The organism is Paenibacillus sp. F4 (genome assembly GCF_002894905.1).
Taxonomy (GTDB): Bacteria; Bacillota; Bacilli; order Paenibacillales; family Paenibacillaceae; genus Paenibacillus; species Paenibacillus polymyxa_B.
In genome coordinates, this window is sequence record NZ_POVS01000004.1 from 78,324 (window position 1) to 104,734 (window position 26,411).

Here is a 26,411-nt window from a genome sequence, read left to right on the forward strand (position 1 = left end):
ATTCAATATATCTGTAAAGACATCTTTTTCATCATTATCGCATCGCCACGCTTATATCACTTCAAAATAAGTCTGCCTCAATCTTTTCAATAATGGTCAGTAAGAAGGATTCAGCTAAGCTGTTTTTCAAAATAGCTTCCTTGGCTTCCTCCAGTGTAAACCAACGTGCTTGATCTACCTCCGTACTAAGAACATCCAACTGATCGTCATTCACAATGGATACAAAGTTCAGCATCAGTGTATTGCTTCGTTCAAAATACTCGCTGCGCATATATTGATACTCATCGACTTGTAATCCCACTTCTTCCTTAACTTCACGCACCAATGTCTGCTCGGCGGATTCACCCTTGTTCACATAACCTGCCAATAAAATGAAGCCTTGAATATTGTACTGCTGTATGAGCAGCACCTTATCTCTCTGACTATTCAATACAGCGGTACTGATCGCAGTGCTGAATATCGGGAAACGAAAGACCTGGCATGTATGACAAAAGGGGATAGGGCCTTCGTCTTCACACTCCTTCACCATCAATTTTGTTCCGCATTCATAGCAATATTTCATGTAAGCTCCACCCTTGTATCCCATTTTTAAAATTGTAAATGTTGCTTTTAATGCCGTGTTTGTACTGCAATACTCATCATCTTAATTCTACGATCATTGTTCTGTCTACGGACGCTTTATTTCTTCTCTTGGTCTTTATCCCTTTTCTTGCTGCGTTCTTGCCCGTCTAGCCCCGATCAGCCGCCAGCCTGTTAACAATGCCGCCACAAGACAGATGGACGCGGACGTTATAAAGACTACATGCATGCCTGCCAGAAAAATTTCTGGATGACCCGGGACCAAGCCGGTGACCCGATAACCAGCCTCTTTACTCATAATATAAAAGAGGATCGATGTGGCCAAAGTGATCCCCACAACCATACCGACGTTGCGAACCAGCGAATTGACACTCCCGGCTGAGCCGAGCTGTGTGCGGGGTACCGTGGACATAATCAGCGAGTTGTTCGGCGATTGGAATAAACCACTGCCAATGCCCAGCATGGCAATCCACAGACCCACGAGCGGGATGGAGCTGCCTGCATGCAATTGGGCCAATCCAATCTGGGCAATAACCATAACGACTAGCCCGGCGAATGTAAGCAGTTCAGATCCGATTTTATCGGAAAGCGCACCGCTGAGAGGAGCCACAATAACCATTGAGATGGGGAGCAGCATCAGCAGGAAGCCGGCATGAAAAGGCGACAAGTTCAGCATATTCTGCGCATAGAAAGGCGAAATGATGTTAAAGCAAAAGTTAGCGACGAACACCAGAAAAGCACACAAAATACTGAGCGAAAATAACGGGTTTTTGAATAGCGCGAGCTGTAAGAGTGGCCCAGGACGACGAAGTTCCAACCTAATGAACATGGCAAAAGCAACTACTGCCACCACCAGCGAAGCAACGATACGTTTGTCGCCATACCCGACCTGCTGTCCCAGCAACAATCCGACGAATAAAGTGAGAATAAAAATAGCAAACACCAAGCTACCGGGAACGTCAATTTTATCTTTCACCTTGATCAAATCCTTCGGCAGAAGCTTCCAGCCAAGAAAGACAGCGACCAGCCCTACCGGTACATTGACCCAGAAAATGTACTGCCAGCCCAGCGACGAGACAATAATACCGCCCAGGCTTGGCCCGGCGATACTGCCCAGAGAAACGAAGGTTCCAATGAGGCCAAGTGCTTTGCCCCGTTCATTGGACGGGAAGATATCTGTCACGATCCCCTGGCTGTTCGCCATGGTCATGGACGCTCCAAATGCTTGAATAATGCGGGAAATCAGCAGCATAGAGAGCGAAGAGCTAAGACCGCAGAATAGGGAGCCAAGAATGAATACGATTGTGCCGATTTTGAATATTTTGATTTTACCGACGATATCTCCAAGCTTGCCAAAAAATAAGATAGCGGTACATATCGCCATTAAATAGGCGGTTGTCACCCATTCAATCTGTGCCACGGGTAAATGTAACGTGCGAGACAACACAGGAAGAGCGATATTGACGATGCTTCCATCCAATGTGGACATAAATGTAAACAGATTCAAAACAATTAAAATTAGCCAACGTTTCTTCTGGACTTCGATATTCTCTTGATAGGTTGTAGCAGCTGTAGCAGTTGTAGCAGTTGAACTCATCATTACACCTCGTTATCGTTAACAATTTCTATTTAGTTGCACGCGCAACTAAATGAACGGTTCTAGTGTACAGCAAATTAGTTGCGTGCGCAACAATATTGTTGTAAACTTTGCTTTGGTCCCAACTGGGGATTTGCCATTTTCAAGCCAATGAGGTGTAGTTGATGAGAAAAAAACCGATTGGAAAGCTAATTTCCCACTTGTACCGTCGAAATCAAAAAATACTGTCCAAAAAACTGGCCCCTTACGGAATCGGCAGTGGAGGACAACACAGCTTTTTAAAGCTCATTTTGCAGCGGCCAGGCATTACACAAGAGCAGTTGACGAATGAACTTAAATTTGACAAGGCAACCACGGCACGCTCTGTAAAACAATTGGAGGAATCAGGCTATATTGAACGGAAAACGGACCCAAATGACCGCCGTTCCTATCTTGTATCTCCCACGGCCAAGGCGTTAGAGTTTGCCCCTGTCTTACAAGGAATATTGGATGAGCTCAATGTCAGCCTTGTCCATAAACTATCCGAAGAGGAAGAGGATCTTATTATCGACTTACTGCAAAAGATTAGTATAGACCCTGACGAATAAACAAATAAATAAATAAGGAGTTAGCCAGAGGATCGTGGCAGGTAAAAGAAAAAGCAGCCCTCACAGAGGATACTCTGTGAGGGCTGCTTGATACCACGTCATTCAGTCCAAGCCAATTCCTTTGAACGCATTCGTGACTAATTGTCGCACATAGGAATCGTCTAATGGATAACCGGTTACCAGCAATCGATAAAAAACCGGCCCATAAATGAGATCAATACATAATTCAATATCGAGATTTTCCTTCAATTCTCCGCGCTCTATTCCGCGCTCAATAAGAAGCCTGGCCTCAAGTCGCCGAGGGTGGAAATATCGGGTCCGGTATGCCTCTGACAATCCTGAATCAAGTTGCCCTTCGCCTATTAACTCCGTAATGATTTTACCCTCTCGGCTTATTAAGAACCGCACTAAATTCGTGGCATGAATGAGAATGTCATCTAATACACAACCCGTGTCGGGCACGGGCAATCTTGCTATGGTGGCTGACAGGAAACCATCCATTACTACTGCAGCTTTGTTAGGCCACCATTTATAAATGGTGGCTTTGCTAACTTTCGCTCGCTCAGCGATTTTTTCTACCGTAACCGCCCCAAAGCCTTGCTCCAACAGTAGATCATAGGAAGCGTTAAGGATAGATTTTTGCGTCTCGACATTACGTGGACGTCCTCTTTTGCTCTGCACTGGAATGCTCACCTTCTTAACAGATATAAGTACGCGAAAAATAAACTATACGTTCAGTATATCAAATATCATGTGAAATAAAAAAGTTGATTTTGCCTATTTACAAAACGAAACGTTCAGTATATCATTTGATTATCGAATTAATGAACTATACGTTTAGTATTTAAATTAATGAGGAGGATTATCATGCAAAGAGAACAACAAGCTTTAAAAAGTAACCGTATCTCAAATTGGATGATGTTTTTGTTGGCAGCCGCATGCGGCCTTATTGTTGCCAACCTGTACTATGCTCAAACCCTTGTAGGACCTATTCACGTTGCTATGGGTCTTTCTTCTACAGCAGCGGGCTTCATTGTCACCTTAACTCAAATCGGTTATGTGGTGGGATTGCTATTTATCGTACCGCTCAGCGACATTATTGAAAATCGACGGCTTATGGTCATATCGCTAATCATCACAGTCTGTGCATTGGTTGTTGCCGCTTTTGCCACCAATGCCCCGTTGTTCCTGACCGCATCCTTATTCATTGGAATTGGATCTGTGGTAGCCCAAATACTGGTGCCGTACGCCACCTATTTAGCAACCGAAGAGCAGCGCGGCCGCGTTGTTGGGAATGTCATGAGCGGACTCTTGCTAGGCATTATGTTCGCACGGCCAGTAGCAAGCTTTATCACCAGCATCTGGGGATGGCAAGCCGTATTTATTTTGTCAGCCATTGTCTTGACGCTGTTGACGATTCTGCTCTCGCGAGCTCTTCCAGAGCGCAAGCCTGTGCCTACGGTATCTTACAGTAAATTAATTTTCTCGCTAGGCACTCTTTTAAAACAGACGCCTGCACTGCGCCGCCGTGCCCTCTATCAAGCCTGCCTATTTGGAGCCTTCAGCCTATTTTGGACTGTTGTCCCTTTACGATTGGCGGATGATTTCGGAATGTCTCAACAAGGGATTGCATTGTTTGCTTTGGTAGGCGTAGGCGGTGCAGTAGCTGCCCCGATTGCCGGGAGATTGGCTGATAAAGGCTGGAGTAAAGTATTAACCGGGTTAGCTATGATCATTGCAGCCTTGTCTTTTTTGCTCATCTATCTTTTTCAAAGTCATTCGACCGTTGCGCTCGTACTTCTCTTTATTTCAGCGATTACACTGGATATGGCTGTATCGGGAAACCTTGTACTTGGACAGCGTGTGATTTACTCCTTGGGAAGTGAAGCGAGAGGGCGTTTGAACGGATTATTCATGTCTATTTTTTTCATAGGCGGAGCGATTGGATCATCATTAGGGGGTTGGTCGTATGCATTAGGAGGTTGGAATTTCAGTGCTCTGATTGGGGTCGTCCTGCCTGTACTGGCTTTGCTGTACTTTTTTACTGAGAAAGAAACGAGTGGAGACGTGCGAAAGAGACAAACCACCTGATAGAGGTCAGCTTTAAGCTATGCCGTACGCAAAAACATAATGATTAAAATGGCTGTTCCCAAGAGAAAACAAAGGGGCGAGTAGAGCACAGTGTCCCACTTTGCAAAAACAGTTCCTTTCTTTCTCTTGAAGAACCCTACCCATTTGAAATCTCCTATAGAACGTAAAATAAATACGCACGACAACAAGCCTGCACCGTAGGAATGAAAGGACCTGAAAAACAGGAATTGTGTAACTCCACCTAGTTCTAGGACGAACCAAGCGGCTAAAGCTAGTAGAATAGCTACAATTGATGTCCCTATCTTGGAGGGCTCAAAGAGCAAAGCCGTTCCTGTGCTTGGGATCGCTACCTTTGCACCTTTTTGTCCGCCGAATACCCAATATAGATGCATGCCGCTCAGTACCCATAGAATTCCGCCAACTGCCCATGTAAGTAACTCCAACATGTGACATCCTCCTCAAATCGAAATCCATTCTGTCCAAATCATATGAATATGTTGCTGAATGGCTTCGTCACTTAACGTCTCTTGCTTGTGACGCTCATACCAACCTAAGTAGTAATGGTACAACATCCATGATTTCTGAAAGGCTTTCTCTGGTTGCATTCCCTTCTGTATTAGAAGCTCTTTCATAAACTCCATTCTCATCTGTTCAACTTCATTGAGCAAGGAACGGTAACTATCATCCTTCAATGACAGTTTTCGCAGATAAAACAGAAAATCTCCTCGTTTCGTCTTTCCGAACATCTGGGTTAACAACTCTCTGATCCGCTCATCTGCGGCAGCATGGATGATGGACGCTGCAATAACCTGTTGTGTCGTCTGTTCCTTCCATGTCTCCACAATCTGTCTAATGTAGCTGCTGCGATTGTTAAAATACCAATAAAAACTACTCTTACTGCACCCTAAAGAAACGGCCATTTTTTCAACTACGAGTTGATCAATCCCACCCTGTTCAAAACGTTCGATTCCTTTCTGAATCCATTGTTCTTCTGTGACAATAATTTTAGGCATCTCTCCCTCTCCCTCTCCCTTTCTGTACGGTATCGTCTAGATAAGTATATATTATAGTGTTTTTAGAGCTGTGTAAATATGGGCACATGAGCTCCCTTAGCCCGCTGATGCATAGGAGGCATGAACTTACATAAACGCCCACTTGAAATACCTGCGAATTTGATCTATAATGCTGTAGCATATAGTGATATTCAAGGCATTGACCAAAGACATGATTTCCTTGAAGGGCCGTTCAGAGAGAAAAGACGAGGCTGAGAGCTTTTCCGGCAACCGCATGTGAAGTTACCCCTTTGTAGCCGTGACGTTGAACATGTAGCTGTGCAATCTGGCAGTAACATCAGTAAGCGCCTACCGCTTTATCCCCGTTAACGGATACCAATGGAGGGTCACGCATGTCGTGCATGAGCATGTTCCGATGAACATAAATGTACGCACAGGAGCGGGCCGAACTAGGGTGGAACCACGAGCTGAACGCACTCGTCCCTTGAGGGAGAGAGGCGTTTTTTTGCGTTCAATTTTGATATAGCACACAATTTGAAATGGAGGCTTTAATCGTGAGTATTCAAGTGAAATTGCCAGATGGAGCCGTACGCGAGTACGAGCAGGGCGTAACGATCGCCGACGTGGCGGGTTCGATCAGCTCCGGGCTGAAAAAGAACGCAGTAGCAGGTAAAGTGAACGGAAAGGCTGTAGATCTGAACACCATTTTGGATCAGAACGTTGATCTTGAAATCATTACGCTGGACGGTGCAGACGGTCTGGAAATTTATCGCCACAGTACAGCGCATTTGCTCGCTCAGGCGCTCAAACGCATTTACGGTGAGAAAAACGTGAAGCTGGGTATCGGTCCGGTTATCGACAGCGGCTTCTACTATGACATTGATATCGAAAACCCATTGTCCGTTGACGACTTGGCCAAGATCGAGAAGGAAATGACGAAAATCGCACAGGAAAATCTGCCGATTACACGTCGTGTGGTCAGCCGTGAGGAAGCAACTCGTATTTTTGGAGAGCTGGAAGATCCATTGAAGCTGGAACTGATTCGTGATTTGCCGGAGGATGCGGAAATTACGATCTATGATCAAGGCGAATTTTTTGACCTGTGTCGTGGTCCGCATTTGCCATCTACTGGCCGCATCAAAGCTTTTAAACTGCTGAGCGTAGCGGGTGCATACTGGAGAGGCGATTCCAACAACAAGATGCTGCAACGTATCTACGGAACAGCATTCCCGAAAAAAGCGCAACTGGATGAGCACCTGCACTTGCTGGAGGAAGCGAAAAAACGCGACCATCGCAAGCTGGGTAAAGAGCTGGAACTGTTCATGTTCTCCGAAGAAGCACCGGGCATGCCGTTCTACCTGCCTAAAGGTATGGTTGTCCGTACTGCGTTGGAAGATTACTCCCGTGACATTCAACGTCTGCATGGCTATGAGGAAGTACGTACACCGCTGATGATGAACAACCGTCTGTGGGAGCAATCGGGACACTATGAGCATTACAAGGAAAACATGTACTTCTCCGAAGTAGATGAAACTACATTTGCTCTGAAACCGATGAACTGCCCAGGGCATATGCTTGTGTTTAAAAATGAGCTTCATTCTTATCGCGATCTGCCAATTCGTATAGCCGAATTTGGACAAGTGCATCGCCATGAGCTGTCCGGTGCGTTGAACGGTATGATGCGTGTTCGTACATTCTGTCAGGATGATGCACATATTTTTGTCACACCAGGTCAGATTGAACAAGAGATTACAGACGTGATTAAGCTGATTAACGAAATGTATAGTGTGTTTGGCTTTGACTTCACAGTGGAATTGTCCACACGTCCAGATGACTTTATGGGCGAGCCAGCGCTGTGGGATCAAGCGGAACAAGCTCTGCAAAACGTGCTGGATCACCTGGGCATCAACTACCGTATTAATGTGGGAGATGGAGCATTTTATGGCCCGAAAATTGACTTCCACATTCTCGATGCGCTCAAACGCAGCTGGCAGTGCGGAACGATCCAATTGGACTTCCAAATGCCTGAAAAATTCGACCTCACTTATGTGGGCGAGGACAACCAGAAGCACCGTCCAGTCGTTATTCACCGTGCCATCTATGGTTCGATTGACCGCTTCATGGGCATCCTGACTGAGCATTTTACAGGTGCATTCCCATTGTGGTTGGCTCCTGTTCATGCAAAGCTGTTGCCAGTATCCGAGAACTATATTGAGACTGCCAATGAGATACAGGATGCGTTGCTGAAAGCAGGTCTGCGTGTCGAAGTGGATACTCGCAATGAGAAGCTTGGTTATAAAATCCGCGAGGCGCAATTGGAGAAGGTTCCATATATGTTCGTTATCGGGGAAAATGAAAAAACAACCGGTACTGTAGCGGTTCGTAAACGCGGCGAAGGCGATCTGGGATCACTCAGCATTGCGGACATCGTAGAGAAAATCAGCACAGAAATTCGCGAGAAGCAGTAATATTTGATCGAAAAAATGTGTAAAAGAGCCATCAAAACCATGATGAACGTGGTTTTGATGGCTCTTTATTTATACCCAATACATAAGAATCCAGCTTGAGACTGAACCAACGTTTTTGCAGCCTCGACTGAATTCTTAAGTTATCTTGTACACAAAAACTTAGCAGGTTTGTGGCCGTGAAGTGGCGTGATCTGCAGGGAGGGAGAGTGTCTTCAAGGACGACTCTTCGGATGGTTTCGCCGGGGATTCTTCCGCATCCTGTTCTTCGCTAAGCGATAAAATTTCGCCGCGCAACTTCAGCATTTTCTGATCCAGCTCGTAAGTTGCACGTGCAGCTTCGGTCAATCCATTAACGACATGTTCAGGCACTTTCTTATCGAACTTATAGTACAAAATATGCTCCATACTGGCCCAGAAATCCATAGCCAATGTGCGCAATTGAATTTCAACCTTGATCCAGCGTGTGCCCTCAAACAGGATCAGCGGAATTTCCACAATGACATGCAGGCTCTGATAGCCGTTGGGCTTAGGATGGGCTATATAGTCCTTGACCTCCAGAATACGAATGTCTTCCCGTGTGTGAAGATGATCCATCAGACGATAAATATCTTTCACAAAAGCGCATACCACGCGCATTCCAGCGATATCATGAATTTCACGCAATATATTGTCCAAGGTCACTTCATGCCCTTTGCGCCGAACCTTTTCCACGATGCTGTGGGGCTCTTTGATCCGGGTTTTAATATGCTCAATCGGGCTAAAACCGTCTAACAGCTTCCATTCCGTCTGGATTAGCTTAATTTTATTCTTTAATTCTTCCAGAGCCAGCTGATAAAGGACGGGAATCTTTCTCCACTCCTCTAGTTGCTTGGCGTCAACACTGTTTTGATCCAGCTGTAGCTGAAATTCCTGCAAGGGTAATGGGACAGCATTCAGGTGCTTCCAATCCGGTTCATTCACAGAGCATTCTCCTAAATGAGGCTTATGATGTCCTCGATCTTTTTCGTAAAAATGCATTATCGTATACATTGTACACTATGTCAAAACCTACAGGCAAAGGAGAGACGGTCAAAGAAAAAAGAAATACGACAAGAATTATGGTGGTAAAACCGAGTAATCCGATGTATAATTACAAAAATACTGATTTGGAGCATTTAATTCTTTTAAAAAAACACAAATGTAGAGTATCCATCATTAGATTAAAAATATAAATTACAGAAAAGAGGAAATGAAAAATGGCAAAAGTAGAAAGTTTTCAATTAGATCACACGATTGTAAAGGCTCCTTATGTAAGAGCGGCGGGAGTAGAGCATGACGAAAAAGGAAGCACAGTACAAAAGTATGACTTGAGATTTTTGCAACCCAATGAAGATGCACTTCCTACAGCTGCTGTACATACGCTGGAGCACTTATTAGCGACGTATCTGAGAGATGAAATCAAAGGAATTATTGATATCTCTCCTATGGGATGCAGAACGGGGTTCTACTTGATTTTATGGAATGAACATGAGCCTGAGGAAATTGCACTCGCTTTGGAAAAAACCTTGAAAAGAATTCTGGAAACGACAGAGGTTCCGGCTGTTACTGCTTTAGAATGCGGGAACTACAAGGACCACTCTCTTTTTTCCGCGCAGGAATATGTGAAGATTGTATTAGAGGCGGGTATTAGCCGCGATCCTTTCGAAAGAGTATTTTAAAATCTATGATTTCGATTGACCTATCTCATCAGACAGCGGTAGTGACAGGCGGCAAGTCAGGCATAGGCAAGGGAATTGTAGAGCTTTTCATTCAAAGCGGAGCTAAAGTGATTTCTGCTGATATTTCTTATGAAGAGCCATATAGAGTGGTTAATCCACAGTTGGTTGAAACGCAATTGGACATATCGAAACCGGATGATATCGAAAGATGGTGCGATCTACTAATCAGCGAAACGGGAGTTCCTGACATATTGGTGAACTGCGCAGGTACTTCTACGATGGATTATGTCATTGATAGTGAGTTAGCTGATTGGGAGAAAGTATTTTCGATCAATTCAACTGGGCTGTATGTAGCGTCCAAACGGTTTGCCAAGGAAATGGTGGATGCGCGCAAACCAGGACGAATTATCCAAATTGCTTCGCAGGCTGGAAAAAATGGATATCGGGCCATGGGCGGATATTGTGCATCCAAACATGCGGTTCTCGGCTTGACCAAGGTGATGGCCATTGAGCTTGCTCCGCATCAAATTTTGGTGAATGCGGTTTGTCCAGGTATCGTAGAAACGCCGATGAAGCATCGTGAACGGATTGAAGGGGGCGTCATTCGAGGAATGACCGCTCAAGAAATATACGAAGAAGATTGTTCACAGGTACCTTTGGGGAGAACGGCCGAGGTGGAGGATGTCGCCAATGTGGTGCTGTTTCTGGCCAGTCCGCTCTCTGCATATATGACAGGACAAGCGATTAATGTTACAGGTGGAATGACGATGCACTAGCATACATGATCTGGGGGAAAACAACATGAAGAAATCGTTCGTTTTACTATTAGGGATTAGTTTATTATTGGTTGCTGCAGGATGCGGTAATAAAAGTTCAGACAGCAATGGCTCCAGCGCCGCTTCCGGTTCGGAAACGCAAAAAGTAGTCATCGGCTCCATGGGCTCTGACGCCCAGATCTGGAAGCATATTGCCCAGTCTCAGGCCGCCAAGGATGCCAAGCTGGACATTGAAGTGAAAGAAATTAACGGCGGAATCGAAACGAACAATGCGACCAAAGAAGGCGAAGTAGACGTGAATGCATTCCAATCGTGGGCGTACCTGGTTAGCTATAACAAAGAGAGCAAAGCCGATTTGAAGGCGATAGCCACAACCTATCTGGAGCCTATGGGGATTTATTCGCAAAAATTCAAAAGCATTAATGAAGTGACCGACGGGGCTCTGGTAGCTTTGGCAGATAACCCGGCCAACACGGCAAGAGGTTTAAAGTTATTGGAAGCATCCGGTTTGATTAAGCTTAAGGCTGACTTTAATGATGCCTTGGGTACAGTCAATGATATTACTAGCAATCCTAAAAACCTAAAATTTGAACTAATTGATGACAAAACAGGACCACGAGTGATTCAAGATGTAGGCTTGGTGCTGATTGGGAATACGATTGCTTTAGAAGGGGGTCTGAATGTACTGAAAGATTCCTTGTTCCATGAGGAAATCAGTCAGGCAACCAAAAATAATATTAACGTCCTGGTTACTTCATCTGATAAGGCGAATGACAAAGGGCTGCAAAAGTTAGCGGATCTCTATCATAACGAGGATACTCAAAAATACATTAAAGATGAATTTGGCGGTACCAAAGTAGAAGTTAAAGAGCCGGTTTCTTATTTGGAAGGACAAACTACAACAAAATAAACTTATGAGATCAGCCAGTTTTTCTGGCTGATCTTTTTTGTTCGTAAGAGGCCCCGTACCGGTAGTCGGGTAGAACGTCATCTCTGCTCTTGGAGTCCATGCCGAATAGGTGACAAACGTTGAGTTGATGTCTCCCATCTTCCAAATGAGTCAGCGATTGTATTTTTAGTAGTCGGCTTGAGTTTGAGCAAGGGTTCCTGTTCGATAATGTTTGGGGGAGAGTCCCTGTACCTTTTTAAAAATTTTCGAGAAGAGTAAAGGGTCATTATAGCCGACTGAACGGGAAATATCACCTATCGAAAGTTCAGCGTTTCCCATCATTTCACATGCTTTGTTGATCCTATAGCGAACCAAATAATCCTGAATGCTTGTGTTCACTTGTTGTTTGAATAACGAACATAAATAGCTTCGATTGAGTCCGATAAAATTTGCAATGTGCTCAATGGTAATTTTCTGAGCATAATTCATTTCAATAAAATCCTTCACTTTTTCAACGTAAATTTCCGCCCGGCTTTCCTTTTGTTCGGGAGGTGTTACCGGACCGAGCTCTATAAGCTCCGATAACATTAAGCAAAGCAGACCGGTCAGTCTGGTTTCCCGAGCTTTATGGCACCCACTTGATTCGTTCATTCGCTGCAAATACTGATAAATCAAATGGTCTCCTTCAAAGTTGAGGATTGGACGCGTCATCGTTAGGCCTGCTTGCTTGAGGAGTGTTTCTGCCAGTGCCCCGTCAAAACCAAACCAGCAATAAGACCAAGGATTCACTACATCGGCTTGATAATAAGTAATGACCTGGGGGCAGATTAGAAACCACTGTCCTTTCCGCAAGCGATAACTGAACCCACCGACCTCGAAGGTACCTTCTCCGTCCAAAATATAATGAAGCAGATAGTGATCTCTTATCGCAGGTCCAAAAAAGTGACTCGGTATGCATTCCTCTATGCCAAACTGAGTTAGATACAATTCAGAATGCTGTTTACTACGCGGCAGATATTCTATCACGCTAAATCTCCTTATGTAAATTATCAAGTATTATAACATAAATAGTGAGCACCATGCCATGTACTTCATATCTAAAATTAATATATCATTTCTATAGAACCTATTGCGATTATTATGAGGAGATTATCAAGCTTTACACCATGTGAACTTAGTTGATGACTGTTACAAAAAGGTTCTTCTATGTACCTTTTTAGGTGCGGATTTCCGAGAGGTATGATTTAGAGGAAGGGGGTATTTTTCCATGGGTATCATTGTTCAAGAGCAAACGGGGCTGTTTCATCTGCAGTCGTCGGACATGAGCTATATTATTCAGATTGTAGATGGATTTCCTGTACATGTATATTGGGGAGGCAGGCTGAAGCACCGTGAACCAATGGCCGATCTATTGCTTCACACTCCTGCGACGGCTGGATTGGATCGGTTGCCGCAAGAATATCCGCAGTATGGGAGCGGGGACTTCCGTAACCCGGCGTATCAAGTAGAGCTTGAGGATGGAACTCGTATCACGGAGTTAAAGTATAATGGCTACCGGATCACTAAGGGAAAGCCATCATTAACCGGGCTTCCGGCCGTATATACCGAAAATGAAGACGAAGCGGATACGTTGGAACTGGAGTTACAAGATGACTTTTCAGGCCTTGAAGTTGTTCTTCTTTATACCGTCTTCGCAGATCGAAACGTAATCGCTCGTTCGGCTCGTTTGAGTAATGCGGGAGCCAAGAACCTTCGGCTTCTCCGTGCTCTAAGTGCCAGTGTCGATTTTTCAGGTAAAAGCGATTTGGAGTTCATGTATCTTTCGGGAGCATGGGCACGGGAGGGGAATATTACCCGCAAACCGATTCTTCAAGGTGAAACCCGAATTGATAGTAAAAGGGGCATGAGCAGCCATCAACTCAACCCTTTTGCTGCATTGGTCACTCGGGGAACAACGGAAAGCTATGGTGAGGTATTCGGCTTTAGCCTCGTGTACAGCGGGGGGTTTGAGGCGGGAGCAGAAATAGATTCATTCGGCTCTACACGGTTTAGTATCGGCGTGAACTCCTTTGACTTTTCGTGGTTACTGAGCCCAGGGGAGAGTTTCCAAACGCCAGAAGCCGTTATGGTTTACTCCGGTCAAGGACTGGGAGATATGTCGCGGACATATCATCGCTTGTATCGGACTCGACTTTGCCGAGGGAAATATCGGGACGAAGAACGCCCTATTCTGGTCAATAACTGGGAAGCTACCTATTTTGACTTCAATGCAGATAAGCTGGTATCGATAGCGAAAGAGGGGGCTGAGCTAGGCATCGAACTATTTGTCTTAGATGACGGTTGGTTCGGAAAACGTGACTCCGACAATTCGTCTCTCGGCGATTGGTACGAGGATCGTCGGAAGCTGCCAGACGGACTTGCGGATGTCGCGAACCGTATCAACCAGTTGGGTCTTAAATTCGGGCTCTGGTTCGAGCCAGAGATGATCTCTCCAGACAGCGAGTTGTACCGGGAGCATCCGGATTGGTGCCTTCACGTACCGGGACGCAGGCGCAGCGAAGCCAGATGGCAGCTAGTGCTGGACTATACTCGCAAGGAAGTGCGCGATTTCATCTACGATTCGCTGGCTGCCATTTTCTCCAGCGTGCCGGTTTCTTACGTGAAATGGGATATGAACCGCTGCCTGACGGAAATCGGTTCCGCTGCTCTGCCGCCGGAACGCCAATCCGAGACTGCCCATCGCTATGTTCTTGGATTGTATGAGCTGTTGGAGCGCATCACCACCGAATTTCCGCATATTCTTTTCGAGAGCTGTTCAAGTGGCGGAGGGCGCTTTGATCCAGGAATGCTTTACTACATGCCTCAAGTCTGGACTAGTGATAATACCGATGCGGTGGAACGCCTGAAGATTCAATATGGAACTAGCCTTGTCTATCCTGTAAGCGCCATCGGAGCGCATGTGTCGGCAGTTCCGAACCATCAAGTTGGACGCATAACACCCCTTGATTTTCGAGGTGATGTGGCCATGTCAGGAAATTTTGGATATGAGCTTGATCTCACGAAATTCACCGATGAGGAAAAAGAGACGGTCAAACGCCAAATCGCAGTATACAAGCAGATACGTGGCTTAGTACAGAAAGGTGACTTGTATCGCTTAAAGAACCCGTTTGAAGATAACGAATCGGCTTGGATGTTTGTTTCCGAAGACCAAGAGGAAGCTATCGTCTACTATTTTCAAGTGATGGCTGTTCCGAACGCGCCTTGGCGGGTCCTGCGCCTTGACGGACTTAATCCAGAGCTCGAATATGAAGTTAAGTCAGGAAATAGCGGGCAAAAGTCTATCCATGGGGGGGATCGGCTTATGAAGTTGGGCCTCCCTCTTCTCTACAGACAGAAAGACTATGAAAGTGGATGGTTCAGGCTTCGGGCAATAAAGCCTGGTAAGGCTTAAGGATCAGTACAACAGTATAATTGCCGAAAGAGAGAAAACAATCGATGGAGTTATGCCCCTTTTTATATGAAAAGGGGTATTTTGCGTGTAGCAGCAGTACTGATCGAGGAGGGGGAAGCCATGTTTTTTATACGAATGATGAATGACATGAAACTGAGAAAGAAGATGACGCTTACATTCATTTCGGTAGCTGTTCTTCCCTTACTGTTATGTGGCCTGTTTCTGACGGGGAAGCTTCGAGAGGCCGTCATTAAAGACGCCTTTATGCAAGTGTCCAACAATGTTGAGCGGGTCCGAAATCGTACAGAAGAATTGATCAAAGTGCCGCTGGACATCTCGTACCGGTTGACCAATGACAATCGGATGAAAATGGTAGCCAGCCAGAAGTATGACAGCTATATCGAAGTCATTCAGGCATACCGGGAGTATACAGATATTCGTGACTACCTCCAGTTGTACAAAGAGATATCCGGCATCCGTGTCTATGTCTCTAATCCTGGAGCACTTAATAATTGGGAGTTTATCCAGCCGGATGATAAGATCACAACCGCAGATTGGTACAAAGAGGCCATCGCGCAGGAAGGATTGGCCGGCTGGAATTTAATTAAGGATGAGAGGGACGATGCCGATTATCTCAGCCTGATTCGATCATTTTCAGTGGATTCACCAGGACGAAAAGGGGTTCTGGTCATAAATGTTAACAAGCGCCAATTAAATTCAATCCTGAATCAGGAATCGTTCCCTACCTTGATCGTGGATAACCGGAATCAGATTGTCGCGTCTAATGAAGCAGAGTTGTTCGGGAAGAATCTTTCTGAAATTCATGCCGACGAAAATATACTTTTCCATCAGGAAGGAAGTTACAACATGCTCATCGATGGAAAAGCGTCGAAAGTGGTGATCGCAAATCTAACTCCACAGAACAGCTGGAATGGACTTCGCATTATTTCCATTTTTTCCGTTTCTGAGATTACCCGAGATGCTAATCAAGTGATATGGCTTGGCGGAATCGCGATCACAGCCAGCCTGATATTTGCAGCCTTGCTTATCTATGCTTCTGCTTCGCTATTATCCAGAAGGCTTCTTCGCTTGAGCAAGCATATGACCCAAGTAGGGGCGGGCTCATGGGAAACCTATCTCCATATCGATGGGAAAGATGAAGTGGGGCTATTATCGAGGGAATTTAACGCGCTCGTCAGTAGCGTGAACGATTTGGTTCAGGAGGTTCAAGAGACGAATCGCCAGAAAAGTCTCGTGGAGCAAAGACAAAACGAGATCAAGTTCAAAATGCTGGCAAGCCAGATCAATCCGCATTTTCTCTTCAATTCTTTGGAGTCTATCAGAATGGAGGCCCACATTCGCCAACAGGACGATATCGCTAAAGCAGTCTGGCAGTTGAGCGCGTTGTTGCGCAGCAGTCTGGAGGCTGGTAACGACAAGATTCCACTGCGTAAAGAGCTTGAGCAAGTGTGCTGTTATCTCGATCTTCAAAAGTTTCGGTATGAAGACCGTTTGGAGTATCGCTTAACCGTTGATCCAAATTTGGAGAAAATGTTGGTTCCACCTCTGATTATCCAACCATTGGTGGAAAATTCCATTGTACATGGTCTGGATAATCAAGCAGAAGGAGCTGTCATTGAAGTGAAAGTTAAGGAAATCCCGGAGGGGGTTCGAGTTATGGTATGTGACAACGGCGCTGGTTTCACGGCCGATCGTCTCGCCCTAGTACAAGCAGAGCTTGCTGCATCCGTACATGAACAGGAGGTCCAGCGAATTGGACTACGAAACGTAAATGATCGTTTAGTCTTACTGTATGGGACCTCAAGTGCTTTACATATTGAGAGCGAGCCTGGGAAAGGCACTTGTATTCAGTTTTTCATACCTGGAGGTGAATCCAAATGATTAAGGTAGTCATCGTTGACGATGAGCCGAAGCTTCGTCAAGGGCTTCAAACGCTGATCCCATGGGAAAGCCTCGGATTTATCGTTACAGCTACGGCAGCCAATGGAAAAGAAGCACTGGAAGTCATCGAGGAAAAAGCCCCTGATGTCGTAATCGTCGATATCCGCATGCCGGTTATGGATGGCCTACAGTTGATTGAGCGCTTGACATCCGACGGTCATCATTTGCATTTTATGATCCTCAGTGGATATGCCGACTTCGAGTATGCCAAACAAGCGATCAAATACGGGGTTGTCGGCTATCTCCTTAAACCGGTGGACGTCGCTGAAATGTCGGCCAACTTAAAGAGGATACGCGAGCGGATTGAAGAGGAGCGACTTCAAGGAGAGTGGCGTGAGAGGGAGATTATAAATCGTGATTTTTGCCTGCATAGCCTGCTCGTCCCGCAAGAGAGAACTGAGGATCCTGCCAAATTGAGAAGTAAGGCAAAAGAAGCGGATTTGTTGTGGACCAGCTATGAAGTCGTAGTCGTCTACCCGCGTGTTTCTGAAGTGGATCGTGCCGATGTGGTAAATCGGCTTTCGATTGAGTTAAAACCAAAGATAGAAGGGCAGATGATGGGGCTTGTAACTGTGATTCCCCCCTATACGGTCCTTCTGCTCAACGAGCCGCTGCACGGAAGGAAACGACGTGAAAGTCTGTATAACGAGATTCGTAACGCCGCTGGTAATGTACGGTTCGTTGCTGCAACCGGAGGGGGAGTGTCTGTTCCCGAAGATATTTGCAAATCTTTTTTTAAGGCCCAGAAAGCAGTAAAACAATCCTTTTTCAGTGAGAAGAACCGACTGCTAGGTCCGTATCCTTTCTTTTCTCCTGCGCTGGATTCCCCCCGATTATCTGCTGATAAAGCTGAGGAAACGATGGAGGAATTCATCTTCCGCCTGTATTACAGTCTGGAAGTAGGAAACCAAACCGCAATACTGCCATTATTGAACGAGGCGGCTGCATTTTTTCTCCAACAGGGGCAAGATGAGAAGTCAATCAAAGAGTCGTTCTTTTTTATGTCCAATGCGGTCATTCATAAGCTGACCGCGGGTTTCTGTATCGAGTTGAAAGAGACGGAGGAAGTTTCCCGTTTTTTGAATGGGATATACCAGCATGATCATTTACATGATCTTTTGGAAGAGACCTACCGTTTCCTGCTAGCTTTGGCGAAAGACTCCGAACCTCGTGGAAAGGAGCAGGAATTCAAAAAAATGATCGACTTCATTCACAGTCATTATACAGACAACCTGAAGCTGGAAACGCTGGCTGGACTACTAAACTATAGTACTGCCTATTTGGGCCAGCTATTCAAGAACAAGACTGGGGAGTACTTTAACACCTATCTGGACAGAGTCCGTATCCACAAGGCAAAGGAGTTGCTGGACCAGGGAATGAAAGTTTACGAAGTCGCTGAAAGCGTCGGCTATACAAGTGTTAACTACTTTTATAGCAAGTTCAAAAGGTACGAAGGCTGTTCACCTTCGGAATATAGAAATCCATAATTTGTGTATGATTTTTCCCGAAATCCGTTGTATGGGCTCTGACTCTCCTCTGTTTTATGATGGATTTAAGAGAGGGGATGAAAAAAATGAAAGCGGTAACAGCAAATTCGGAAAACGTATACAAAAAACCGAAGCGGAATGCTTGGAAGGTATTTAAAAGCCAAAGGTATCTTTATTATATGTCCATTCCGTTTGTGATCTGGGTCTTCATCTTTCAGTATTTGCCGCTATGGGGCTGGACAATGGCATTTCAGAAATACAGACCCGGTTTGAGTTTTTTTGAACAGAAGTGGGTGGGCTTGGAGCATTTTCGTACTTTGTTCCAAGATGATCATTTCTACCAAGTACTGCGGAACACGCTGGCTATGAGCCTTATGGGACTGGTCGCTGGTTTTATTGTACCCGTTGTCTTTGCTCTATTGCTCAACGAGGTCCGCATACAAGTGATAAAACGATTTGTTCAAACCGTATCTTATCTGCCGCACTTTGTTTCATGGGTGGTTGCTGCAGGCATTGTCACCAAAATGCTTTCAGCGGATGGCGGTGTCGTAAACGATATGCTCATGGGTCTAGGCATCATCGATCAGCCAGTCCAGTTTATGGCCCAAGGTAAATTATTTTGGTGGGTTGTAACTTTCGGAGACATCTGGAAGGAAACGGGGTGGAACGCCATTATTTATCTGGCTGCCATCGCCGGTATTGGTCCTGAATTATACGAGGCTGCGCGGGTGGACGGCGCTAGCCGATTACAGCAAATGTGGCATATCACGCTGCCGGGGATCCGGCCGACTATTATCATTCTCCTAATTATGTCTATTGGTCATCTGCTCGGTACAGGATTCGAGAAACAATTTCTGCTGGGCAATCACTTGGTCATTGATTACTCTGAAGTACTTGATTTATATGCGCTTAATTATGGTCTGGCAATGGGACGTTACTCTTTCGGAACGGCCATTAATATTTTTAATTCGGTGATAAGCCTGATCCTATTGTTTGCGGCTAATGGAATCTTTAAGCGCTATACCAACGAGAGCATTATGTAAGGAGGAGAATGGACATGGAGGCTGTCAAAAGCACTACGCCGGTCGGCGGATTAAACAACAAGCTTCAGGCGAAATCACTACAAGACCGAATCCTGGGGGTAGTTGTTTATGTTTTCATGATTGTGGTCACCGTTCTGACGATCTACCCGTTCTTAAATGTGTTAGCTATCTCTTTTAACGATTCGGTAGACACCATTAGAGGTGGGATCACCATCTGGCCAAGGCAATTTACGTTGAAGAATTACGACTTGATTTTCACCTATGAGGGGTTAATCACTGGATTCAAGATCTCCTTTCTGCGAACCGTCATTGGCACCGTAGCGGGCTTGGTCAGCGGCTCGATGCTTGCCTATACGCTTGCACGAAGTGATTTTCAAGCTAGAAGGTTCATCTCAATCTTTCTTGCTGTCACCATGTATGTTTCCGGGGGATTAATCCCAGGTTTTATCTTGATGAAGGAATTGCATTTAATTGATACATTTGCCGTCTATATTTTACCAGGCCTTGTAAGTGCGTTTAATGTCTTCATTATTCGTTCCTTCATTGATGGTCTGCCTTATGCGTTACAAGAATCAGCTAAGCTGGATGGTGCCAACGATTTCACGATATACTGGCGCGTTATTCTTCCTCTTTGCAAACCAGCATTAGCGACCGTAGCGCTCTTCTTGGCAGTAGGGCAATGGAACTCTTGGTTCGATACTTATCTGTTTAATGGGTCTAACGAATCGTTGACGACCCTGCAATATGAATTGATGAAAATTTTGCAGAGTACTACAACGAGCGCAACCAATTCCCAGGATGCTGCTAATATGGCTGAGCGTATGGCACAAGTGTCTCCGGAATCCGTCAAAATGGCAATCACCATCATTGTTACAGTACCGATTCTTATCGTCTATCCTTTTCTACAAAAATATTTTGTTAAAGGTATGACGCTTGGAGCGGTAAAAAGCTAAAACGAAGCAGCAAACATTCATTATACAGGGAGGTTTCGCTCCATGAAGTCAAGAAAAAACAGAATGATCGTATCTTTCGTAATGTCACTGACTTTAGTGGCGACCCTTGCAGGGTGCAGCGGTAATAATCCATTTGAGGCTACCAAGGCCGTAACAACAGGTGACATCACGCTTACTTATTTTTCGGAAGACTCCAGCACAAATTGGAATGGCATGAAGGATGAAGTCGGTAAGGTCATCGCTGAAAAAACCGGAGTAACCCTAGATGCTGAATTCGCTGTCGGCGACCCGGTCCAAAAGATTTCATTGATTGCAGCCACAGGAAACTATCCTGATTTAATCGCTGCTAAGGCGGATGTCGGCAAACTTGTCGATGCTGGCGCAATTATTGATCTGACGGATTTGATCGACAAGCATGCACCAAACATCAAAAAAATGCTGGGTGACAAGCTTGTTCGAACAAAGTACAGTTTGGACGACCCATCAATCTATGTGATTCCAACTTGGTCTGCTGTCGAAGAGAAAAAAATCAAACCCGACGTAGGATTTAAACTCCAACACCGTGTCGTCAAGGAAGCGGGATACCCAGACATTCGTACGGTACAGGATTTCGAAAAAGTCATTAAGGACTATCTAACCAAGCATCCGACGGATGAAAATGGCAACAAAAATATCGGACTGTCCCTAAATGCGGACGATTGGCATATGTACCAGGTAACGAACTCAGGATTCCAAACAACTGGGGGACCAGACGATGGCGAATACTACATCGATCAAAAAACACACCAAGCGACTTATCATTTCCGTCGACCGGAAGAAAAAGAATATTTTCGCTGGTTGAATCACATGAATGCCATTGGATTACTTGATCCGGAAAGCTTTGTGCAAAAGACTGACCAGTTTAAGGCGAAAGTGGCTTCAGGTCGCGTACTGGGCCTGGCCGATCCGGAATGGGACTATGGCGACGGACAAAATGCGCTGAAGGCGGAGGGCAAATTCGATCAGACTTACGGTCATTATCCAGTTACCATGAGCAAGGAGTACAAGGATACCAACTTCTGGCTGCCTGGTTTTGATGGGGGGTACGGGATCTCAATCTCTAGCAAATGCAAGGATCCGGTACGCGCTATCCAGTTTCTCGACTTTCTAGCATCGGAAGAGGGGCAAGTCCTGAATAACTGGGGAATTGAAGGAAAGCATTACACGATGAAAGACGGCAAACGGACGATTACTCCGGCTGTACTTGAACGGATAAACAATGACAATGCGGCTTTCCAAAAAGAGTCTGGAATCGGCCTATATTGGAACTTGTCGGTCCATTATGGTGATGGCATCGAGGACTCAACCGGCAACTATTTCACTCGTAGTTATCCAGAACTGCTGACAGCGACTTACAATAAGTCGGAGAAGGAAGTTCTGAAGGCTTATAAGATCGAGCACTGGAAAGATCTATTCCCGAAGGAAGAGGAATTTCCGCCTAGAGCATACGGAGCAGCATATACAATGTCTCTTCCCAATGACGATCCGGCTGTTATTCTCGGAGCCAAGATGAAGGATATTACCTGGAAACGAATTCCGGAAGCGGTCATGACCAAGCCGGAAAACTTTGATAAGGTTTGGGATGCCTATATGGCAGAACTGGAGAAAGCCGGAGTACAAGAAATGGAACAATCCTTTACCAAGCATATCCAAGACCGAATTAAGCTGTGGTCCACGAACTAACTCGTTTCGCATAAAAGAACGGGGCCGTTTCCACTTTCCTGCCGGAGAGGAGACGGTCCTTTTTCATAATGGTCTCTTTGTTAGAAAAGTAGCTACATTAACGAAACGGGAGAATAGAAATATGGAGCATTTGAGGTACAAATAAACAGCGGTACCCTGGTTATTTTCAGAGGTAGCCGCTGTTTGTTAGAGGAAGACTACTTCGTTACTTTACGACGCTGGATGGGACGGTATAGTTACGGATACGTTCAAAGTAATTTACTCCGCTTCATTCTTGGACGAAGTAAATAGGTCTTGGGGAAGCTCATCCCTCGTGATCACGTAATCGCTGTTGAACACTTTTATGAGATGATCCAGGGAGTTATATTGTCCGTTGCGGATGAAGTCGCCTGTCCATGTGGTGAAAAAGAGCCAATGCGCTGAATATGTTTGAAGTAATTCAGGATCGCCAATCGGGCCGTTTTCGGACAGACCAACCAGCTTCTTGCCTTGCACGAGATTCACCAAGCTGTCATACTTGCCGATACTTGGGCTATAATTAGCCGCCTGGTTGTAGATATCCACACTTACAATATCGACGACATCGTCTCCCGGATACCACTCGGGGCTCTCGGAGTTCCATACCCAGATCAGGTTGTTCAGGTGATGGTAGTTTGTTAGGCGGTCGTACATGATATGGTACAGTTGCTTGGCGGAGTCTGGCCCTTGGGCGCCCCACCAGAACCATTTGCCCTCCGCCTCGTGCAGTGGTCTCCACAGCACCGGAACGTGAGCGTCTTGGAGACGTTTCAACTGAGCAGCAATAGCATCGATATCCCTTAGGATAAGCTGATACTCTTCCGACTCGGGATGAGTAAGCGCATATTGAACGTCGAATGTAGTAGCGTCCGTGTAAAATCCGCGCCACCATTCTTTGCCGGGAATATCATGCAGTCCCTTAGGAGCATTCCAGTGCCATGCGAATGTGACAATTCCACCTTCTTTGGCCCATTGAATCGCCTTTTCCACTTCAGTTGAGGTGGCGCCATGTTCGATGCGAGAGGGGGAATAATCCATCATGTCCGTTGATAACATCGCAGGATACTTTCCAGTTTGGTCTTTAATCCACTGGGCATCCTCAAGAGTGTGCTGACCGGAAAGAATTTTGTTCCCGTAAACATCCACGAGATAACCCATAAGTGCCTTGGTTTCCGCAGTCGCATTCGGGTTTACGGGCTTTTTCTCAATCTGATGCAGTTTCGGGGGGGACACTGCTGACAGCTTGACGTAGTCGAAATGATATTGGTCCGAATCGACATTGAACTGTATGGTATTGTTTCCCGCACTCAGCATCAGTTTGCCGCCAGATACCTCTGTGTAGCTTGCTGTTGTCGGGAGTGATGTTTCGCTGGTCTGGCCATTGACCACCAATTGGGTCTTTTTGTCTCCATTGGGGTTACTGTAACCGATTGCAAGATTGTAAAGCCCGCTTGAGGCTGCGTTATAGGCAAAGGTTAACGACCCTGTGCCTTTAAAGGCTGCGTAACCGGTACCGGAATAACCCGTATCAGCAGCTTCGATGCTGACCTCACCAGTAATGGCTCCGTCTTCGGCTTCCATTTTGCTTATTGCAGCAGGCAGATTGGCGAATTCAACCTTCACATACTCGATCCCGTAATATCCCCAGCCTCTTGAAAAAGTCAGCTCGTTTGTGCCAGCATTCAGCATGATCTTAGTTACCATTTTCTCGTTCACCGCCGCACCTTTCGGAGGAGCAGCCAGCGTTACGTTTTCAGCCATTGTGCCATTGACCTTGATGCTGGTATCCTTGGAGCCGGTGTCCGCCGGAATGTAGTAGCCGAGGCTCAGCCTATAAAGACCTGCTGTAGGCACGTTCACTTTAAACGTAGCCGTCCCGTCAGACTTTCCTGAGTTTGGGTCATAGTCATAAAAGAAGGATACATAGCCATCGCCTTTATAAAGTGTATCGCCGGTATAGGGAGTATCCCGTTTTTCTACGCCGTAACCTTGAAGAATTGCATCTTTGGAGCTGACGACTATAGGAGAGGAATTGCCGCTAGTGGATAAATCTTGACTTGCATTCATCACTGTTCGGCCATCAACATCGGTGACCAAGTGAGCTGATTCTGCTTTTGCTAAGTTTGGAATTAAACTGAGAGATACCAACAAAAAGGATAAGAGAATAAAACTGAGAATACTGAAAAACCTTTTTTTCCATGGGTCTGGCATATGACTCACTCCTTGAATTAGATGTTAACGCCTTAGTTAACCTGCAACGCTAGTTCGGAAAACGCTTTCATTAGTGCGTACTCATTAAGTACTTTGAAGTAATTGATGACAGATGATTCGCCGTTCACCAGCATTCCTTCTTCAATTGTATGCGTTTTCAATATTTGTCATTAATTTTTTCAGTGCCTCACCTCTCTTTCATTTCATCATAAATTAGACGCGAGGCAGGAACCATACAATGAATTTCGGAAAAAATCATCCTTAAATTATGGATTTTTATACTCTGGCGGCAAACAATTCATATTTTTTGAAATGTATAACCCAAGATTTTTTTAAGGCTATATGGGATAAGCGGGAAGAATAGTTTCAATTTGTGGTATCATGCCAGTAAGTATTCCACGCATAGGAAAAGTATGTGTAATGAAAGGGACTAATAAATGATTTCTCATCAATTGCTCACCTACGAAACAATTAGTCAAACGGGATTATCGGGGAATAGCCCGATCTAAAGGAGGAAGAGGGCTTTGGAACAGAGTGATATTAATATTTATCAACTGACTGACGAGATCCATCAGATCTTACACAAGAGAATTGATAAGCTAGGTGTAGCATACGGCATCGTTAGCGAATTTAGTTATAATCCTGAGGAGCCACCGTCTTGGATTATTAGTATCGAGGACTCTGAAATCGTGCTCACCACGGCCATCTTGTTCCAATATATGAAACAGCATAAAAATTTAAAGGATACGTTAACCCATTTTATGCGAGATCACTTACCATACTTCAATTAAACAGTGTCAGCAGGATTATATAAGATTAATCGACGGGAACCGTACTACACGTGATGGTACAGACAATCAGAAAAGAAATAGCTCTTAATCCTTGATTTCATTTCTAAATTTCCGGAATTCTTTAGGTGTTTTTTTATGATGTTTCTTAAAAGACTGAATGAAGTGATTTACATGATTGAACCCCACTCTGTGGGCTATTTCAGTTATTGTAGAATCTGTTGAAATTAATAACTCGCTGCTTTTCTTGATACGGTACTTAATTAAGTAGTCGTAAGGTGTCATATGAATGGTTCTCTTAAAACTACGAGTGCATTCCGAAATACTTAAATGTGCTATAGCAGCAATTTCTTGCAGTGTTATATTGTCTGAGTAGTTTTGATGGATAAAGCTGAGCATCAATTGAAGTCGCTCCTGTTGCAATTTCATGTATTTAGGTGCTTCCTCAGAAGACAGCGAAATATTAGATATTAAGACTAACCATAATTGTGCCGTTTTGATGGAAACCTCGTATTCCCAGCCCCATTTTTTTTTCATATCAAATTTCTGTTTCATATCCCAAAGCATTTGCAGTATTTGATTTTGCCATTCAACATCTCCTTTGATTACTAAGGACAATAAGAGAGAGTTTGTATAAGGCAGTACATAGTTTTTTTCCATCGCACTATCTGCATAAAAGGCCAGCAGCTTCTCAGGGAAATTAAAACTGACATATTGACCGTTATGTGTAAGGTGTGTAGTAACGTGAAGGACACCTTTATTAATTAAAATGGCCTGACCTGTTTCTAATTCATGATCAATCCCATTAACTTGTATCACTAGCTTTCCTTTGGTAACCAAAGTGATTTGTAGTTCCTCATGCCAATGTAAATCGTTGAATCCTCTACCTTCAGGATTACTTGCATGAATAGTATGGGTGTACATGATGTATGGAAATGAAACATCGGGATATAGAATGGTCTCATGCAATTGTTTTTCCATTTTAGCGAGGTCCTTTCTGATGACGATATTTCTATATAAATTAAAGATATAGTTACACAAATAAAATAAAAGTGGTGATATTATTATACCAGATCTTT

Annotated in this window: 22 protein-coding genes; 13 read left to right on the forward strand and 9 right to left on the reverse strand. The window is 44.9% G+C overall.

All coding sequences use genetic code 11. The annotated features are described in order from the left end of the window. Positions 1 to 61: 61 nt before the first annotated feature. Positions 62 to 562: an NAD(+) diphosphatase gene (locus C1T21_RS01040; protein WP_103046860.1), complete on the reverse strand. Its 501-nt coding sequence runs from the start codon at positions 560 to 562 to the stop codon at positions 62 to 64. 135 nt (positions 563 to 697) lie between these two features. Continuing rightward, the gene (locus tag C1T21_RS01045) at positions 698 to 2,176 is read right to left on the reverse strand and encodes an MFS transporter (protein WP_103046861.1); all 1,479 of its coding nucleotides are present in this window, start codon (positions 2,174 to 2,176) and stop codon (positions 698 to 700) included. 164 nt (positions 2,177 to 2,340) lie between these two features. Between C1T21_RS01045 and C1T21_RS01050 the strand changes: the two genes are divergently transcribed. Beyond that, positions 2,341 to 2,763 carry a MarR family winged helix-turn-helix transcriptional regulator gene (locus tag C1T21_RS01050; protein ID WP_103046862.1) on the forward strand — a complete coding sequence of 141 codons (423 nt, stop codon included), beginning with the start codon at positions 2,341 to 2,343 and terminating at the stop codon, positions 2,761 to 2,763. 102 nt (positions 2,764 to 2,865) lie between these two features. On the opposite strand, the gene C1T21_RS01055 is transcribed toward C1T21_RS01050, so the two are convergent. Continuing rightward, positions 2,866 to 3,444, reverse strand: a complete 579-nt coding sequence (locus tag C1T21_RS01055; protein ID WP_103046863.1) for a TetR/AcrR family transcriptional regulator — start codon at positions 3,442 to 3,444, stop codon at positions 2,866 to 2,868. A gap of 186 nt (positions 3,445 to 3,630) precedes the next feature. Between C1T21_RS01055 and C1T21_RS01060 the strand changes: the two genes are divergently transcribed. Continuing rightward, positions 3,631 to 4,854 carry an MFS transporter gene (locus C1T21_RS01060; protein ID WP_103046864.1) on the forward strand — a complete coding sequence of 408 codons (1,224 nt, stop codon included), beginning with the start codon at positions 3,631 to 3,633 and terminating at the stop codon, positions 4,852 to 4,854. A 17-nt stretch (positions 4,855 to 4,871) separates the two neighbouring features. Here the strand turns inward: C1T21_RS01060 and C1T21_RS01065 are convergent, their stop codons facing one another. Then, positions 4,872 to 5,300: a DUF3995 domain-containing protein gene (locus tag C1T21_RS01065; protein WP_103046865.1), complete on the reverse strand. Its 429-nt coding sequence runs from the start codon at positions 5,298 to 5,300 to the stop codon at positions 4,872 to 4,874. A gap of 12 nt (positions 5,301 to 5,312) precedes the next feature. Next, on the reverse strand, positions 5,313 to 5,867 hold the full coding sequence (locus C1T21_RS01070; protein WP_103046866.1) for a TetR/AcrR family transcriptional regulator: 555 nt from the start codon (positions 5,865 to 5,867) through the stop codon (positions 5,313 to 5,315). Positions 5,868 to 6,421: 554 nt separating this feature from the next. Here C1T21_RS01070 and thrS point away from each other — a divergent pair. Then, positions 6,422 to 8,335 carry a threonine--tRNA ligase gene (thrS, locus tag C1T21_RS01075; protein WP_103046867.1) on the forward strand — a complete coding sequence of 638 codons (1,914 nt, stop codon included), beginning with the start codon at positions 6,422 to 6,424 and terminating at the stop codon, positions 8,333 to 8,335. A 159-nt stretch (positions 8,336 to 8,494) separates the two neighbouring features. Here the strand turns inward: thrS and C1T21_RS01080 are convergent, their stop codons facing one another. Continuing rightward, positions 8,495 to 9,295, reverse strand: a complete 801-nt coding sequence (locus C1T21_RS01080; RefSeq protein WP_103046868.1) for a GTP pyrophosphokinase — start codon at positions 9,293 to 9,295, stop codon at positions 8,495 to 8,497. A gap of 275 nt (positions 9,296 to 9,570) precedes the next feature. Between C1T21_RS01080 and C1T21_RS01085 the strand changes: the two genes are divergently transcribed. Genes C1T21_RS01085 through C1T21_RS01095 form a run of 3 tightly spaced genes read left to right on the forward strand, consistent with a single transcriptional unit; the run spans position 9,571 to position 11,718 of the window. Then, positions 9,571 to 10,032, forward strand: coding sequence for an S-ribosylhomocysteine lyase (locus C1T21_RS01085; RefSeq protein ID WP_007428584.1), 462 nt, complete (start codon positions 9,571 to 9,573; stop codon positions 10,030 to 10,032). Between the two features lie 5 nt (positions 10,033 to 10,037). Beyond that, entirely contained in the window at positions 10,038 to 10,808 is a 771-nt protein-coding gene (locus tag C1T21_RS01090; RefSeq protein WP_061829983.1) for an SDR family NAD(P)-dependent oxidoreductase, read from the forward strand. 25 nt (positions 10,809 to 10,833) lie between these two features. Further along, a complete protein-coding gene (locus C1T21_RS01095; RefSeq protein ID WP_103046869.1) occupies positions 10,834 to 11,718 on the forward strand; it encodes a MetQ/NlpA family ABC transporter substrate-binding protein in 885 nt (294 codons plus the stop codon). A 165-nt stretch (positions 11,719 to 11,883) separates the two neighbouring features. On the opposite strand, the gene C1T21_RS01100 is transcribed toward C1T21_RS01095, so the two are convergent. Continuing rightward, entirely contained in the window at positions 11,884 to 12,723 is an 840-nt protein-coding gene (locus C1T21_RS01100) for an AraC family transcriptional regulator (RefSeq protein ID WP_103046870.1), read from the reverse strand. Between the two features lie 241 nt (positions 12,724 to 12,964). Here C1T21_RS01100 and C1T21_RS01105 point away from each other — a divergent pair, with 241 nt between their 5' ends. The 6 genes from C1T21_RS01105 to C1T21_RS01130 all read left to right on the forward strand — a co-directional run bounded on the left by C1T21_RS01105 (position 12,965) and on the right by C1T21_RS01130 (position 22,315). Next, positions 12,965 to 15,148: an alpha-galactosidase gene (locus C1T21_RS01105; protein WP_103046871.1), complete on the forward strand. Its 2,184-nt coding sequence runs from the start codon at positions 12,965 to 12,967 to the stop codon at positions 15,146 to 15,148. Between the two features lie 120 nt (positions 15,149 to 15,268). Next, a complete protein-coding gene (locus C1T21_RS01110) occupies positions 15,269 to 17,050 on the forward strand; it encodes a cache domain-containing sensor histidine kinase (protein ID WP_103047028.1) in 1,782 nt (593 codons plus the stop codon). After that, positions 17,047 to 18,597 carry a response regulator transcription factor gene (locus C1T21_RS01115; protein ID WP_103046872.1) on the forward strand — a complete coding sequence of 517 codons (1,551 nt, stop codon included), beginning with the start codon at positions 17,047 to 17,049 and terminating at the stop codon, positions 18,595 to 18,597. Before C1T21_RS01110 ends, C1T21_RS01115 begins: the two co-directional genes overlap by 4 nt. Positions 18,598 to 18,683: 86 nt before the next feature. Beyond that, positions 18,684 to 19,640 carry an ABC transporter permease gene (locus C1T21_RS01120; protein WP_069010822.1) on the forward strand — a complete coding sequence of 319 codons (957 nt, stop codon included), beginning with the start codon at positions 18,684 to 18,686 and terminating at the stop codon, positions 19,638 to 19,640. A 14-nt stretch (positions 19,641 to 19,654) separates the two neighbouring features. Continuing rightward, the gene (locus tag C1T21_RS01125; RefSeq protein ID WP_064796667.1) at positions 19,655 to 20,593 is read left to right on the forward strand and encodes a carbohydrate ABC transporter permease; all 939 of its coding nucleotides are present in this window, start codon (positions 19,655 to 19,657) and stop codon (positions 20,591 to 20,593) included. Between the two features lie 42 nt (positions 20,594 to 20,635). After that, complete coding sequence (locus tag C1T21_RS01130; RefSeq protein ID WP_103046873.1) at positions 20,636 to 22,315, forward strand: ABC transporter substrate-binding protein; 1,680 nt, start codon at positions 20,636 to 20,638, stop codon at positions 22,313 to 22,315. 258 nt (positions 22,316 to 22,573) lie between these two features. Here C1T21_RS01130 and C1T21_RS01135 read toward each other — a convergent pair whose 3' ends face one another. Next, positions 22,574 to 24,544, reverse strand: coding sequence for a glycosyl hydrolase (locus C1T21_RS01135; protein WP_103046874.1), 1,971 nt, complete (start codon positions 24,542 to 24,544; stop codon positions 22,574 to 22,576). 524 nt (positions 24,545 to 25,068) lie between these two features. On the opposite strand from C1T21_RS01135, the gene C1T21_RS01140 reads away from it, so the two are divergent. Then, the gene (locus tag C1T21_RS01140) at positions 25,069 to 25,335 is read left to right on the forward strand and encodes a hypothetical protein (RefSeq protein ID WP_103046875.1); all 267 of its coding nucleotides are present in this window, start codon (positions 25,069 to 25,071) and stop codon (positions 25,333 to 25,335) included. An 84-nt stretch (positions 25,336 to 25,419) separates the two neighbouring features. On the opposite strand, the gene C1T21_RS01145 is transcribed toward C1T21_RS01140, so the two are convergent. Further along, positions 25,420 to 26,313, reverse strand: a complete 894-nt coding sequence (locus C1T21_RS01145; RefSeq protein WP_103046876.1) for an AraC family transcriptional regulator — start codon at positions 26,311 to 26,313, stop codon at positions 25,420 to 25,422. Positions 26,314 to 26,411: the final 98 nt, after the last annotated feature.